11 protein-coding genes are annotated in these 13,106 nt (G+C 68.3%); 9 read left to right on the top strand and 2 right to left on the bottom strand.

Annotation, left to right across the window (positions count from 1 at the left end; translation table 11 throughout):
• Positions 1-193 precede the first annotated feature (193 nt).
• Positions 194-649, bottom strand: coding sequence for a GNAT family N-acetyltransferase (locus LCM32_RS10765; protein WP_224821072.1), 456 nt, complete (start codon positions 647-649; stop codon positions 194-196).
• Between the two features lie 239 nt (positions 650-888).
• On the opposite strand from LCM32_RS10765, the gene argE reads away from it, so the two are divergent.
• From argE to LCM32_RS10720, 9 genes are all read left to right on the top strand, one after another.
• Complete coding sequence (gene argE / locus LCM32_RS10760) at positions 889-1,992, top strand: acetylornithine deacetylase (protein WP_224821071.1); 1,104 nt, start codon at positions 889-891, stop codon at positions 1,990-1,992.
• 367 nt (positions 1,993-2,359) lie between these two features.
• Positions 2,360-3,406 (top strand): tartrate dehydrogenase, encoded by a 1,047-nt coding sequence (locus LCM32_RS10755; protein WP_224821070.1) that lies wholly within the window; start codon positions 2,360-2,362, stop codon positions 3,404-3,406.
• 214 nt (positions 3,407-3,620) lie between these two features.
• Positions 3,621-4,466: an aldo/keto reductase gene (locus LCM32_RS10750; protein ID WP_224821069.1), complete on the top strand. Its 846-nt coding sequence runs from the start codon at positions 3,621-3,623 to the stop codon at positions 4,464-4,466.
• Positions 4,467-4,684: 218 nt separating this feature from the next.
• A complete protein-coding gene (locus LCM32_RS10745; RefSeq protein ID WP_224821068.1) occupies positions 4,685-6,121 on the top strand; it encodes an amidase in 1,437 nt (478 codons plus the stop codon).
• Positions 6,122-6,263: 142 nt separating this feature from the next.
• Positions 6,264-7,859 (top strand): ABC transporter substrate-binding protein, encoded by a 1,596-nt coding sequence (locus LCM32_RS10740; protein WP_224821067.1) that lies wholly within the window; start codon positions 6,264-6,266, stop codon positions 7,857-7,859.
• A gap of 143 nt (positions 7,860-8,002) precedes the next feature.
• On the top strand, positions 8,003-8,983 hold the full coding sequence (locus LCM32_RS10735) for an ABC transporter permease (RefSeq protein ID WP_224821066.1): 981 nt from the start codon (positions 8,003-8,005) through the stop codon (positions 8,981-8,983).
• Positions 8,980-9,885, top strand: coding sequence for an ABC transporter permease (locus tag LCM32_RS10730; protein WP_224821065.1), 906 nt, complete (start codon positions 8,980-8,982; stop codon positions 9,883-9,885). Before LCM32_RS10735 ends, LCM32_RS10730 begins: the two co-directional genes overlap by 4 nt.
• Complete coding sequence (locus tag LCM32_RS10725; RefSeq protein ID WP_224821064.1) at positions 9,882-10,856, top strand: ABC transporter ATP-binding protein; 975 nt, start codon at positions 9,882-9,884, stop codon at positions 10,854-10,856. Before LCM32_RS10730 ends, LCM32_RS10725 begins: the two co-directional genes overlap by 4 nt.
• Positions 10,853-11,851, top strand: a complete 999-nt coding sequence (locus LCM32_RS10720; RefSeq protein WP_224821063.1) for an ABC transporter ATP-binding protein — start codon at positions 10,853-10,855, stop codon at positions 11,849-11,851. The genes LCM32_RS10725 and LCM32_RS10720 overlap by 4 nt, the downstream gene beginning before the upstream one ends.
• Positions 11,852-11,891: 40 nt before the next feature.
• On the opposite strand, the gene LCM32_RS10715 is transcribed toward LCM32_RS10720, so the two are convergent.
• Complete coding sequence (locus LCM32_RS10715) at positions 11,892-12,995, bottom strand: NAD(P)/FAD-dependent oxidoreductase (RefSeq protein WP_224821062.1); 1,104 nt, start codon at positions 12,993-12,995, stop codon at positions 11,892-11,894.
• Positions 12,996-13,106: the final 111 nt, after the last annotated feature.

The following is a 13,106-nucleotide window of genomic DNA, read 5'->3' as shown; positions in this document are numbered from 1 at the left end:
CTCTCCTGCCGTTGCCGGCCCAGAAGTGACAGGGGCACCCGAAGAGCGCCAATAGCGAGAGGCGCGGGGGTCACAACCTCGGGTTATGGGCTGCGGTGCCGTGCGGGTATGGTTTCTGTGGAGGTCGTAAAATCAATGGCTTGCGCGGCACAGCTTGCGTGACACATGCGCCGCGCCGGTCGTCCGGGCGGCCTCAGCGCCGCACGGACATGTAATATTCCGGATGCGGCACGGCCTTGAAGCCTGCGCGTTCATAGACCCCGTGGGCATCCTGCGTGGCCAGCATCCAGTTGCTCACCGTGGCCAGTTCGGGGTGTTCGCGGATCACGTTGGATAGCCACGTGGCCAGCCCGCGCCGTTCATGCGCGGGCAGCACGAAGACGTCGCGCAGATAGGCGAAGACGGCATAATCCGTCACCAGCCTCGCAAAGCCCGCCAGCCCGCCGTCCGGCGCGTAGACCCCGATGGGCAGCGACCCGGCAAGCGCGCGGTCCAGCTTCTCCGCCGTCATGCCGCGCGCCCAGTAGCTCTCCTCGGCGAGGTAGCGCAGGACGCGCCCCCGGTCGAGGCGGTCGCGGTCGGTGGAGATCTCGTAGCCGTCGGGGCGGCGCCATGTCTGCGGCGCGAGGGTGAGGGGATCGAAGGTCATGGCCTGCTCCTGGGGTCGGTGTCGCCCGGCGTCTGCCGGGTCATGAAAGGGCCTGCCACGGAAGGACAGGTGGAAAATGCGGCGCAGCTGGGGCCCGCTGGCAGGCTCTGCGCTGTGGATAAGCAGAAGGGGCTTTCCCTCCCGCCTCTGCGGCGTATGGTCTGCCCGGGCCGGTTCCGACCCGCAGGCCCGCCGCGCGTGTCGGCCCGCACATATCCCGCAAGATCACAGGAGTTCCCATGTCCCCCGAAGAAATGCTCGCCCATATCCTGTCGTTCAAGACCGTGGTGGGCCAGCCAAACGGCGATCTCGTCGCATCGCTGAAGGACTACCTCGAAGGGCATGGCGCGACCTGCACGGTGATCCCGGGGCCCGAGGGCGACCGGTCGAACCTCTTCGCCACGCTGGGGCCGAAGGACGTGCCGGGCTATGTCCTCTCGGGCCACCTCGACGTGGTGCCTGCGGGCGAGCCGGAGTGGCTGGGCGATCCCTTTGTCCTGCGGCGCAATGGGGAAAAGCTGATCGGGCGCGGGGCCTGCGACATGAAGGGCTTCGTCGCGGCGATCCTTGCCGCCGTGCCGGACCTCGCCGCGATGGACCTGAAGCGCCCGGTGCATTTCGCGCTCTCCTACGATGAGGAGGCGGGCTGTCGCGGCGTTCCGCACATGATCGCCAAGCTGCCCGATCTCTGCGCCACGCCGTTGGGATGCATCGTGGGCGAGCCCACCAACATGACGCCGGTGCTGCGCCACAAGGGCAAGGTGACCATGAAGGTCTCTGCCCGCGGCGTGCCGGGCCATTCCTCGCGCACCGACATGGGCCGGAACGCGATCCACATGCTGGTGCCCGCGCTTGCCGCCGCCGCCCAGACGGCCGAGGACCTCAAGACCGCCGCGCAGGACGAGAAGTTCGAGCCGCCCTATTCCACCATGCAGGTGGGCACCGTCGGCGGCGGGCTTGCGGTGAACATCATCCCCGACCGGGCCGAGGCGCTGATCGAGGCCCGCGCCATTCCCGGTGTCGATCCGCTCGATCTCTTCGCGCCCCTGAAGGCGGCCGCGCCCGAGCTGACCTTCGAGGCGATCTCGGCCTATCCGGCGCTTTCGACCGAGGAGAGCCATCCGCTCGCCGCGCTTCTGGAAGGGCTGAGCGGCAAGACGCCCCTGACCGCGGTCAGCTATGGCACCGAGGCAGGGCTCTTCCAGGCGGCGGGCGTGCCCTCGATCGTCTGCGGCCCCGGCGACATCAGCCGCGCCCACAAGCCCGAGGAATACATCACCGTGGGCGAGCTGGACGCGGCCTATCACCTCGCGCTCGACCTCGGGCGGAAGCTGGAGGGGTGAGACGGGCAGGCGGGCCGCATATCGCCCGCCGGGCGCGTATGGTCGCCGGTCCTGTAGGTCCGCGTGCGGCCTCATGGCATCCGCCCTGTGGTTCGCCGCTGCGCGCCCATCTGTCCTGCTCCTTCTGTCGGCGCGATCTTCCGCGCAACGGGGGGCGGGCGTCAAATAGCCCGGCCGCCTGTGCCCATAACGCGGGCCTATGGCCCCGGGGCGCGGCAGGCGGCTCTGCCCTCGGCAGGGCAGAACCGGCGCAACCGCCGGGCAGGAGACGACAGACCGGCGCGGGGCGTTGACCTCGCCCGCGCGGCCTGAAAGAGACATTGACGACAATCCGCGCGGTCCCTCCCGCGCTCATCAGGAGACCCCCATGAAGACCCATTCCATTGCGCTCATCCCCGGTGACGGCATCGGTGTCGATGTGACCGACGCGACGATGGAGGTGCTGACGGCCGCGGGCGAGGCCCATGGCTTCGCACTCAAGACCGAGACCTTCCCCTGGTCCTGCGAATACTACGTCGAGACCGGCGCGATGATGCCCGCCGACGGGATCGAGACCCTGCGCGGCTTCGATGCGGTCTACCTCGGCGCGGTGGGCTGGCCCAAGACCGTGCCCGACAGCGTCTCGCTCCACGGGCTGCTGCTGCCGATCCGCAAGGCCTTCACCCAATACGCCAACATCCGCCCGCACCGCCTGCTGAAAGGTGTCGAGGGGCCGCTGAAGGCGGAAGGCTTCGACATCCTGTGCATTCGTGAGAACACCGAGGGCGAATATTCCGGCGCCGGTGGCCGCGTGCACGAGGGCACCGCGAACGAAGTGGCGGTCGAAACCTCGATCTTCACCCGCGCGGGGGTCGAGCGCATCCTGCGCTTCGGTTTCGAACAGGCAATGCAGCGCCGTAAGCACCTGACCTCGGTCACCAAGTCGAACGCGCAGAAGTACTCGATGGTGTTCTGGGACGAGGTGACCAAGGAGCTGGCCGCCGAATACCCCGAGGTGACCGTCAGCCACATGCATATCGACGCCATGGCGGCCAAGATGGTCATGGCGCCCGAGCAACTGGACGTGGTCGTGGCCTCGAACCTCTTCGGCGACATCCTGACCGACCTCGGCGCGGCCATCCAGGGCGGGCTTGGCTTTGCGGCCTCCGCCAACATCAACCCCGACCGCACCGCGCCCTCGATGTTCGAGCCGGTGCACGGCTCGGCCCCCGATATCGCGGGCAAGGGGCTGGCGAACCCGATCGCCGCGATCTGGTCCGGCGCGATGATGCTGGAGCATCTGGGCGAGGCCGAGGCCGCAAGCGCCATCCTGACCGCCATTGAGGCGGCCACGGCAACCGGTGTCGGCACCCGCCCGGGCAGCCATTCCACCGGTGAGATCACCGCCGCGGTGATCGCGGCGCTGAAAGGCTGACACGGAAGGATCGGGGGCCACACGGCCCCCGGTTTCGTTTCGGCGCGGGGCAGGTGGCGGCGGTCCGCGGATCGCGGCCCTGCCTGGGCCGGGTCCCTCTACCGATCCGCTCTGCCGGGCTTATATCGGAGAGCGTGCCACCCGCCGGGGCAGCCCGGCGCCGGTCCCCGATGGCCCCGCCATCGCGCAACACAGACCCATGCAGGGAGTGCCCATGTCCAATCCGTCCACCACGTCGCCCATCCCCGTCATCGAGGCCAACGGCGCCTTTATCCCGCAGATCGGCCTTGGCACCTGGGAACTTCAGGGCGAGGTTCTGGCCGGTGCGGTCGAGGCCGCGCTTGCGGCGGGCTATCGTCATTTCGACACCGCCAAACGCTATGAGAACGAGGCCGACCTCGGCGCGGCGCTGCGCGCCTCCGGCGTGGCGCGGGACGAGATGTTCATCACCACCAAGGTCTGGCGCGATGATCTGGCGGAGGAGACCTTCCTGCGCAATGCCGAGGCTTCGGTTGAGCGGATCGGCATGGGCCCGGCGGACCTGCTGCTGGTGCACTGGCCCAGCCCCGACCGCCCCATGGCCGAGGTGATCGGCGCGCTCTGCAAAGCGCAGAAGGAGGGGTTCACCCGGCATATCGGGGTGTCGAATTTCCCGCCGCACCTATTGCGCGAGGCGATCTCGCTGGCCGATGCGCCGCTGTCGGCGAACCAGTGCGAATACCACCCGCGCCTCGATCAGACCGAACTGCTGGAGCTGTGCCGCCGCGAGGGCATCGCCTTTACCGCCTATGCGCCCATCGGCAGCGGCGGTCTGCTGGACGATCCCGAACTGATTGCCCTCGCCGCCGAAAAGGGGCGCACGCCCGCGCAGATCGTCCTTCGCTGGCATCTGCAACAGGGGGTCGTCGCGATCCCGCGTTCCCGCAACCCGGAGCGGATTGCCCAAAATATCGCCATCATGGATTTCGAGCTGACCGAGGCCGACATGGCGCGTCTTGGCGCCATGGCCCGCCCCGACGGGCGCCGGTTCGGGCTCGACTGGGTGGATTGGGACGGCTGAGTCCCAGTTGGCCGGGGGGCATTCCCCGGCCTTTGGCGGCTTCATAACTGCCGGCTATGGACGCAATGCCACTTGGCATTGGTTCCCCTTACGTCGCTTTCTTACGCTGATCCTGTACCGGCGATGCCTCTTTTGGGCGTGTCGGGGCGGGGCACTGACCCCGTCGGACATCCGGCCCGGGGTCTTCCCGGTCCCGCTCACGAAAAGGACCGCGTTCCATGAAGATCGACACCCAGCCCACCGAACTCTGGCAGCTTTCCGCGGTGGACCTTGCCGCGGGGATCGCGGGCAAGCAATTCACCAGCCGCGAGGCAACCGAAAGCGCCTTCACCCGGCTCGACGCGGTGAACGGCCAGCTGAACGCAGTGGTCGAGGTGATGCGGGACGAAGCACTGGCCGCGGCAGATGCCGCCGATGCGGCGGTGACGCGGGGCGAGACGCTGGGCCTGCTGCACGGCGTGCCCTGCACGATCAAGATGAACGTGGATTGGCAGGACAAGCCGCGCAACAACGGCATCATCGAGATGCAGGGCACCGTCGCCACCAAGGGCAGCAGCCCGGTCACCGACAACATGCTGCGCGCGGGCGCGATCCTGCTGGGGCAGACCAACTGCCCGGCCTTTGCCTCGCGGGCGCATACGTCCAATGAACTCTACGGCCAGACGCTGAACCCATGGGACCCGCGCGTCACTGCCGGTGGCTCCTCGGGCGGGGCGGCGGCTGCGGTGGCTGCGGGCATCGGCGCGATTGCCCATGGCAATGACCTGGGCGGGTCGGTCCGTCAGCCGGCCTATGTCTGTGGTGTCGTCGGGTTGAAATGCACGCCCTGCATGATCCCGAACTACAACCCCTCGGTCGCGCTGGATCGGCCCTACCTGCACCAGTCCACCACCTCGCAGGGGCCGCTGGCCCGGTCGGTGGCGGACGCAGAGCTGGGCTTCCGCGCCATGTCGGCCCGCGATCCGCGCGATCCGTGGTGGGTCCCGCCGCTGCCAAGGGAGCTGGAGCAGCCGTTCCCTTGCCGTGTTGCACTTTTCTTCGGCGATGGCGAGCTGGAGCCGGAGGTGCGCGCCGCCATGAACGCCGCCGCCGCCATGCTGGAGGATGCGGGCTGCACCGTGGAGGAGGCCGAACCGCCGCGCTATGCCGAGAGCTGGGAACTGCACAAGGCGCTTCTGCAGGCGGAACGGATGAATGCCACGCTGAAGAACATCGAACGCTACGGCGATCAGGCGCTGCGCAACAAGATGAAGGTCTTCGAGAACTGGCGCCACATGACGCCGATCGAGACCCGGGACGAATATATCGCGGCGATTGCCATGCGGTCCTCGATCCTGCGCGAATGGACGGCCTTCCTCGACCGCTATCCGCTGCTGATCACGCCCAACATCGACACCCAGTCGCAACCGGCGGAGATGGACCAGCTGGGGCTCGACGCGGTGGATCGCGACATCACCTCCCGCAAGGCGCATCAGGTGATCTCTCTCCTGTCGCTGCCTGCGCTGACCGTGCCCACCGGCGTCACCAACGGTCTGCCCGACGGGGTGCAACTGGTGGGGCAGCGGATGCAGGACCTCTTCCTCTTCCGCGCCGCCGCCGCCATCGAGGCGCGCGCCGGCACCTTCACGCCCATCGACCCGCGGGGCGCCCGCTGATCGCCCCTGACTTCCCCCGGCCTTCCGGCGCGCCGAGCAAGGCGGGCAGGGTGGCCGGACCTGACGACCCTCCCTTCCGTTCCAGAGACCCCCGCCAGAGGGGCCGCGGGACGGGCCCTCTCCCCATCCAACAGGAGCCAAGATGAACCGTTTGTACCTGACCGCCGCCGTGGCTGCGCTCGCCCTCGGGACGCAGGCGCAGGCCGAAAGCCTCGCCATCGCGCTCAAGACCGAGCCGAACTCGATCGACCCGCATTTCAACTACTCCGCCGTGAACATCGCGCCGCTGTCGAACATCTACGACCCGCTGGTGGAATCCGACGCGGTGAAGAAGCCGATCCCGGCGCTTGCCACTTCCTGGACCGCGCTCGATGACCTGCGGTGGGAAATCAAGCTGCGCCAGGGCGTGACCTTCCACGACGGCAGCCCGCTGACCCCGCGCGACGTGGTCTATTCGTGGTGCCGCGCGCCGCTGATCGAGAATTCGCCCTCGTCCTACGCGACCTTCGTCAACAAGATGGCCTCCATCGAGATCGTCGACGACAGCACGCTGATCTTCACGACGAAGGAGCCGAACCCGCTGATGTGGTCGGACCTGTCGCAGATCTTCATCATCTCCGCCGCCAAGATGGGCGCGGAAGAGACCGTGACCTTCGGCGCCGAGGGCTGCACCGGCATGGGCGAGGTGCCCCAGTCCGCCGTCTTCTCGGATCTGGGCTATGCCATGGGCACCGGGCCCTACAAGGTGACCGAGTTCAACCGCGGCGAGGCGCTGCGGCTGGAGGCCTACGACGGGTTCTGGGGCGACAAGCCCGACTATGACGACGTGACGATCCGCACGATCTCTTCCGACGGGCCCCGCGTGGCGGCCCTGCTGGCCGGTGACGTGCAGCTGATCGAAAGCCCGCCCATTCAGGACATCGAGCGGATCAAGGGCGAGGGCTTCAAGACCACCGAGACCAAATCCGCCCGCGTCATCTACCTGCAACTGCGTCAGGACATGACCGAGACGCCCCCGATGATGGAGGCCGAGGGCAACCCGCTGCATGACCAGCGTGTCCGTCAGGCGATCTCCTACGCGATCAACCGTCAGGGCATCGTGGACCGGATCATGGGCGGCTATGCCGAGGCCGCGGGCGAACTGCTGGCCCCGCCGATGTTCGGCACCACGGGCCGCGCCGTCGATCCCTACGATCCCGAAAAGGCCAAGGCCCTGCTGGCCGAGGCAGGCTATGGTGACGGCTTCAAGGTGACGCTGGGTGCGCCGAACGACCGCTATGTCAACGACGAGCGCGTCGCGCAGGCCATCGCGCAGATGCTCACGCAGGTCGGCATCACCACGGACGTGGACGCAACCACGGCCTCGCAGTTCTTCTCGCGCCGCAACAAGCTGGACTTCGGCATGTTCATGGCGGGCTGGGGCTCCTCCTCGGGCGATACCTCCTCGCCGCTGAATGCCATGGTGGCCACCGCCAACAAGGACATCGGCGCGGGCGGCTGGAACTACGGCCGCTATTCCAACCCGGTGGTGGACGAGAAGATCGCCAAGGCGCTTGTCACCGTCGATGACGCGGAACGCGAAAAGCTGCTTCAGGAGGCAGAGACCATCGCGCTGGACGAATTCGGCATCCTCCCGCTGCACTACGAGTTGACGGTCTGGGCCATGGCACCGGAGGTTCATTACGAGCCGCGTTCGGATCAGCGTACCGCCGCCTACCTCGTTGAGAAGGCAGAGTAATAACAGGGCGTTGATCCTGCTGCGGACCGGCTGCCGCCCCGGTGGCCGGTCCCCTTGTTTCCGAGTGATCCCTGTTCTCCCGGCCCAGACCAGACCACGTCCGGGCCCTTTCCGCCGCGTCCCCGCCCCGGAGCAAGAAGAAGATGCTTGTCTACCTCATCCGCCGATTGGGCCAGAGCCTGCTGGTCGTCGTCGTCATGGCCACGCTGGTCTTCCTCGGCGTCTATGCCATCGGCAATCCCGTCGACATCCTCGTGGCGCCTGATGCCGGCGCGGCCGAGATCGCCCGCGTGACCGAGAGGCTGGGCCTCGACAAGCCCATGTGGCAGCAGTTCCTGACCTTCGCGGGCAATGCGCTTCAGGGCGACCTCGGCGACAGCTTCGTCTATGGCCGGCCCGCGCTCGAGATCATCCTCGAACGGATGCCCGCCACGCTGGAGCTGACCTTCGTGGCGCTCGTCCTCTCCACCGGGCTTGGCGTGTCGCTGGGCCTCGTTGCCGGGCTCTGGCCCGAAAGCGTCGCGGGGCGGACGATCATGGCGGGCTCGATCCTCGGCTTCTCGCTGCCGAGCTTCTGGCAGGGGATGCTGCTGATCATGGTCTTCTCGGTCATGCTGGGCTGGCTGCCCGCGGGCGGCCGTGGCGACACGGTCGAGATCTTCGGGGGCCTGCGCGTCTCCTTCCTGACGTGGGATGGCCTCGTGCACATGATCCTGCCCGCGATCAACCTGACGATCTTCAAGATGAGCCTCGTGATCCGGCTCGCCCGCGCCACGACGCGCGAGGTGGTGCCGCAGGACTACGTGAAATTCGCCCGGGCCAAGGGCGTCAGCCGCCTGCGCATCACCTTCGTCCACGTGCTCAAGAACATGATGATCCCGGTGGTGACGATCGTGGGCCTTGAACTTGGCTCGATGATCGCCTTTGCCGTGGTGACCGAAACGGTCTTCTCCTGGCCCGGCATGGGCAAGCTGCTGATCGACTCGATCAACCTGCTCGACCGGCCGCTGATCGTCGCCTACCTGATGATGACCGTGCTGATCATCGTGACCATCAACCTCGTGGTGGACGTGATCTATACGCTGCTCGACCCCCGCGTCCGGCTTGCGGGGACAAGCGCATGAGCGACCTGACCACCACCGCGCCCCGCCGCAAGGACACGCCGCTGCGCCGTCTGGCCCGCCAGTTCCTCGAAGACCGGATCGCCGTTGCCGCGCTTGCCGTCTTCCTGGCCGTGGCGCTCTTCACCCTGCTGGGGCCCTTCATCGTGCCGCAGAACCCCTATGATCTGGCGCAGCTCGACTTCATGGACGGGGGCCTGCCGCCGGGCTCGCAGAGCTTCTCGGGCATGACCTACTGGCTGGGCACCGACACGCAGGGGCGCGACATGCTCTCGGCCATCGCCTATGGGCTGCGGATCTCGCTGGCGGTCTCCTTCACCTCGCTGATCCTCGCGCTGATCATCGGCGTGGCGGCGGGGCTGGCGGCGGCCTATTTCGGTGGGCGGATCGACACGCTGATCATGCGGGTGGTGGACATCCAGCTGTCCTTCCCCTCGATCCTGATCGCGCTGATCCTGCTGGCGCTTTTCGGGCGCGGGATCGACAAGGTGATCCTTGCCATCGTCATCGTGCAATGGGCCGATTTCGCGCGCACGGTGCGGTCCTCGGCCATCGTCGAGCGGCGCAAGGAATACATCGAGGCCGCCCATTGCCTCGGCCTGTCGCGCCAGCGGACCATGTTCCGCCACCTGCTGCCCAACTCGCTGCCGCCGCTGATCGTGCTGGCCACGGTCAAGATCGCCTCTGCCATCTCGCTGGAGGCGACGCTCTCCTTCCTCGGTGCGGGCGTGCCGATCACCCAGCCCTCGCTGGGGCTGCTGATCGCCAACGGCTACGACTTCCTGCTGTCCGGGCGCTACTGGATTGCGATTTTCCCCGGCGTGGCGCTGCTCATCACCATCGTGGCCATCAACCTCGTCGGTGACCGGCTGCGCGACGTCCTGAACCCGAGGCTGCAGAAATGACCCTGCTATCGGTCGAGAACCTCCAGACCCATTTCTTCACCCGCGAGGGCGTGGCCAAGGCCGTGGACGGCGTCTCCTTCACGCTGGCGCGGGGCGAGATCCTCGGCCTCGTGGGCGAGAGCGGATCGGGCAAGTCGGTCACCGGCTTCTCCATCCTCGGGCTGGTGGACGAACCGGGCCGCGTCGCGGGCGGGCGGGTCGTCTTTGACGGCACCGATCTGGTCGGCATGGGCGAGGGGCCGTTGCGGGCGCTGCGGGGCAAGCGGATCGCGATGATCTTTCAGGACCCGATGATGACCCTGAACCCGGTGCTGCGGATCGACACCCAGATGGTGGAGGCCGTGCGCGCCCATGACACCGTATCCCACGCCGAGGCGCTGGAACGCGCGCGGCTGGCGCTGGAAAAGGTCGGCATCCCGTCGCCCGAGACCCGGCTGAAGAACTACCCGCACGAGTTTTCCGGCGGGATGCGCCAGCGGGTCGCCATCGCCATTGCCCTGCTGCATGAGCCTGACGTGATCATCGCGGACGAGCCGACCACCGCGCTCGACGTCACCATCCAGGCGCAGATCCTGGCCGAGGTGCAGCGCCTGTGCGAGGAAACCGGCGTGGCGATGATCTGGATCACCCATGACCTCGCCGTGGTGTCGGGCCTCGCGGACCGGCTGGCGGTGATGTACGCGGGCCGCATCGTCGAGACAGGGCCCACGGCCGAGGTCCTGGGCGCCCCGCGCCATCCCTATACCCGCGGCCTGATCGAGAGCGTCCCGCAGGGCAAGCTGCATGGCGCGCGGCTGCGCCAGATCGACGGCATGACGCCCTCGCTGCTGAACCTGCCGGCGGGCTGCGCCTTCCATCCGCGCTGTCCCCGGGCCGATGCCGCCTGCCGGGTGATGCCGGACCTCGCGACCGCTGGCCCGCGCGCCGTGCGCTGCCACCACCCCCTGACCGACGAAGAGACCACCCCATGAGCGCCCTGATCGAGATCGACGCCCTCTCGAAACGCTTCTCCTCCGAGCTGGACATGGCCGAGAAGATCGCCCGCCTGCTGGGGGCGAAGCTGGCGCCCCGGACGGTGCACGCGGTGGATCGCGTCTCGCTCGAACTGGCGCCGGGCGAGGTGCTGGGGCTGGTGGGCGAAAGCGGCTGCGGCAAGTCCACGCTGGGGCGTATGGTGGCCGGGCTGATCCGCCCGACCGAAGGCGCGATCCGCTATCGCGGGCAGGCGCTCGCCACGCGGGGTGGCGGCTATCGCAGCCGGGACGAGGCGCTGAAGATCCAGATGATCTTTCAGGATCCCATGTCCTCGCTCAACCCGCGCCTGCAGGTGCAGGACCTCGTGGGCGAGGCGCCGGTGGTGCATGGCCTCGTCGGGCGCACTGACGCCCATGGCTACGTGGCGGAATTGCTGGCGCAGGTGGGCCTCGACCCAGCGGTGGCGAAACGCTACCCGCACCAGTTTTCCGGCGGCCAGCGGGCGCGGGTCGGCATTGCGCGGGCGCTTGCGCTCAAGCCCGAGCTGATCGTCTGCGATGAATCCGTGGCCGCGCTCGATGTCTCCATCCAGGCGCAGGTGCTGAACCTTTTCATGCAGTTGCGCGAAGACCTTGATCTGACGTACCTGTTCATCAGCCATGACCTTGGCGTGGTGGAACATATCTCGGACCGGATCGCGGTGATGTACCTTGGCCGGATCGTGGAACTGGGGACGGCGCAGGATCTGATCGCGCGGCCGAACCATCCCTACACCCAGGCCATGGTGGCCGAGATCCCGCGGATCGGCACCGCCAAACGCCGCTTCTCGGCCATCAAGGGTGAGATCCCCTCGCCGGTGAACCCGCCCGCGGGCTGCCATTTCCACCCGCGCTGTCCCTTCGCGACCGAGCGCTGCCGCAGCGAGGTGCCGGTGCTGCGCGCGGTCGCGCCCGACCGGCTGTCGGCCTGTCATCTGAACGACGGCGTCTGAATTGGGGCCTGATCGGGGGCCTTGGGCCGCCTAAGCGTCGTCAGAGCCCGGTCGGGGCATAGGCTGCAAGGTCGAGGTCCGTCGCCATACCAAGCGCCGCCTGCGCCAGCAGCCGCCCGCCGAGCGGCCCGGCCGTCAGCCCCCATGCCCCCAGACCGTTGCCGATCAGCAGGCCCTGTGACCCCGGCACCGCACCCAGCATGGGCACCATGCCATCGGTGAAGGGCCGGGTGCCGACCTTGGTGCGGATGTGCTCGGCCCCGGCGAGGCCGGGGGCAAACTCCAGCCCGGCCTGCAGCACCTCAAGGTTGCCCGCCGCCGTGACCCGCTGGTCAAAGCCCGCGTCGTCTTCGCGCGTGGCCCCGATCACCACGCGGCGGTCCGCGAAGGTCAGCATGTAATAGCCCGTGCCCGGCAGGATCACCGGCCAGTCGGTCACGTCCTGCGCCAGCCGCAGGTGCACGATCTGGCCCTTCTGCGGGCGGACCTGCTGCGCCAGACCCAGCGGGGCCAGCATCTCGTTCGCCCAGGCCCCGCCCGCAACGATCACCCGGTCGGCCGGCAACGTCGCGCCCTCCAGCGTCACCTGAGGACGGCCCGCATCGTCCAGCGTCAGCCCGGCGGTCCCGGTCACGCGCCGCGCGCCGAGGTCCGCCGCGCGGGCCAGCAGCGCCGCGCAGAGCGTTGCCGCCTCGACCCGCCCGCCGCCGCTCAGATGCAGCGCGGGCCGGTCCGGCCCGAGGGCGGGGAACAGCGCCTGCGCCTCGGCGGCGGTCTTTTCGCTCAGGACCCCGGCCTCGGGCGCATCCGGCAGTCGGAGGGCCAGGCGCGCGCGGGCGCTCTCCAGCGCGTCGGCGTCGCGGCCCATGATCAGCGCCCCCACCTGACGATAGCCCGTGTCGCTGCAGCCCGCGGCCTCAAGCTCGGCGATCAGGCGGCGATAGTAGGCCCCGCCCGCGGCATAGAGCCGGTAGAATTCCGGCTGGTCGCGCACCGTGGCCCAGGGGCAGATGATGCCCGCACCGGCCAGCGTCGCCTTGCCCGGATGGGCGGCGTCGATCACCGTCACATCGGCCCCTGCAAGGGCCAGCGAATAGGTCGTGGCCGCGCCCAACATCCCGCCGCCGATGACGATGCATTTCATGGGTATCCTCCTGTGTTCATTGAAGATTAGACACCGCCCCGCCACGCAGTGCCAGAGCGAAGGCCCCAGGATGCGGGGATCTGTGCCACCTGTGTTCGCGGGCGGCAACGG

Source organism: Pseudooceanicola nanhaiensis (assembly GCF_020171315.1).
In the GTDB taxonomy this organism is placed as follows: Bacteria; Pseudomonadota; Alphaproteobacteria; order Rhodobacterales; family Rhodobacteraceae; genus Pseudooceanicola; species Pseudooceanicola nanhaiensis_A.
This window is presented reverse-complemented; position numbering and strand designations above follow the sequence as displayed.

Excerpts from the sequence above, each read along its gene's own strand:
- LCM32_RS10765 (WP_224821072.1), bottom strand. The coding sequence starts at position 649 with ATGACCTTCGATCCCCTCACCCTCGCGCCGCAGACATGGCGCCGCCCC.
- argE (WP_224821071.1), top strand. The coding sequence starts at position 889 with ATGTCCCCCGAAGAAATGCTCGCCCATATCCTGTCGTTCAAGACCGTG.
- LCM32_RS10755 (WP_224821070.1), top strand. The coding sequence starts at position 2,360 with ATGAAGACCCATTCCATTGCGCTCATCCCCGGTGACGGCATCGGTGTC.
- LCM32_RS10750 (WP_224821069.1), top strand. The coding sequence starts at position 3,621 with ATGTCCAATCCGTCCACCACGTCGCCCATCCCCGTCATCGAGGCCAAC.
- LCM32_RS10745 (WP_224821068.1), top strand. The coding sequence starts at position 4,685 with ATGAAGATCGACACCCAGCCCACCGAACTCTGGCAGCTTTCCGCGGTG.
- LCM32_RS10740 (WP_224821067.1), top strand. The coding sequence starts at position 6,264 with ATGAACCGTTTGTACCTGACCGCCGCCGTGGCTGCGCTCGCCCTCGGG.
- LCM32_RS10735 (WP_224821066.1), top strand. The coding sequence starts at position 8,003 with ATGCTTGTCTACCTCATCCGCCGATTGGGCCAGAGCCTGCTGGTCGTC.
- LCM32_RS10730 (WP_224821065.1), top strand. The coding sequence starts at position 8,980 with ATGAGCGACCTGACCACCACCGCGCCCCGCCGCAAGGACACGCCGCTG.
- LCM32_RS10725 (WP_224821064.1), top strand. The coding sequence starts at position 9,882 with ATGACCCTGCTATCGGTCGAGAACCTCCAGACCCATTTCTTCACCCGC.
- LCM32_RS10720 (WP_224821063.1), top strand. The coding sequence starts at position 10,853 with ATGAGCGCCCTGATCGAGATCGACGCCCTCTCGAAACGCTTCTCCTCC.
- LCM32_RS10715 (WP_224821062.1), bottom strand. The coding sequence starts at position 12,995 with ATGAAATGCATCGTCATCGGCGGCGGGATGTTGGGCGCGGCCACGACC.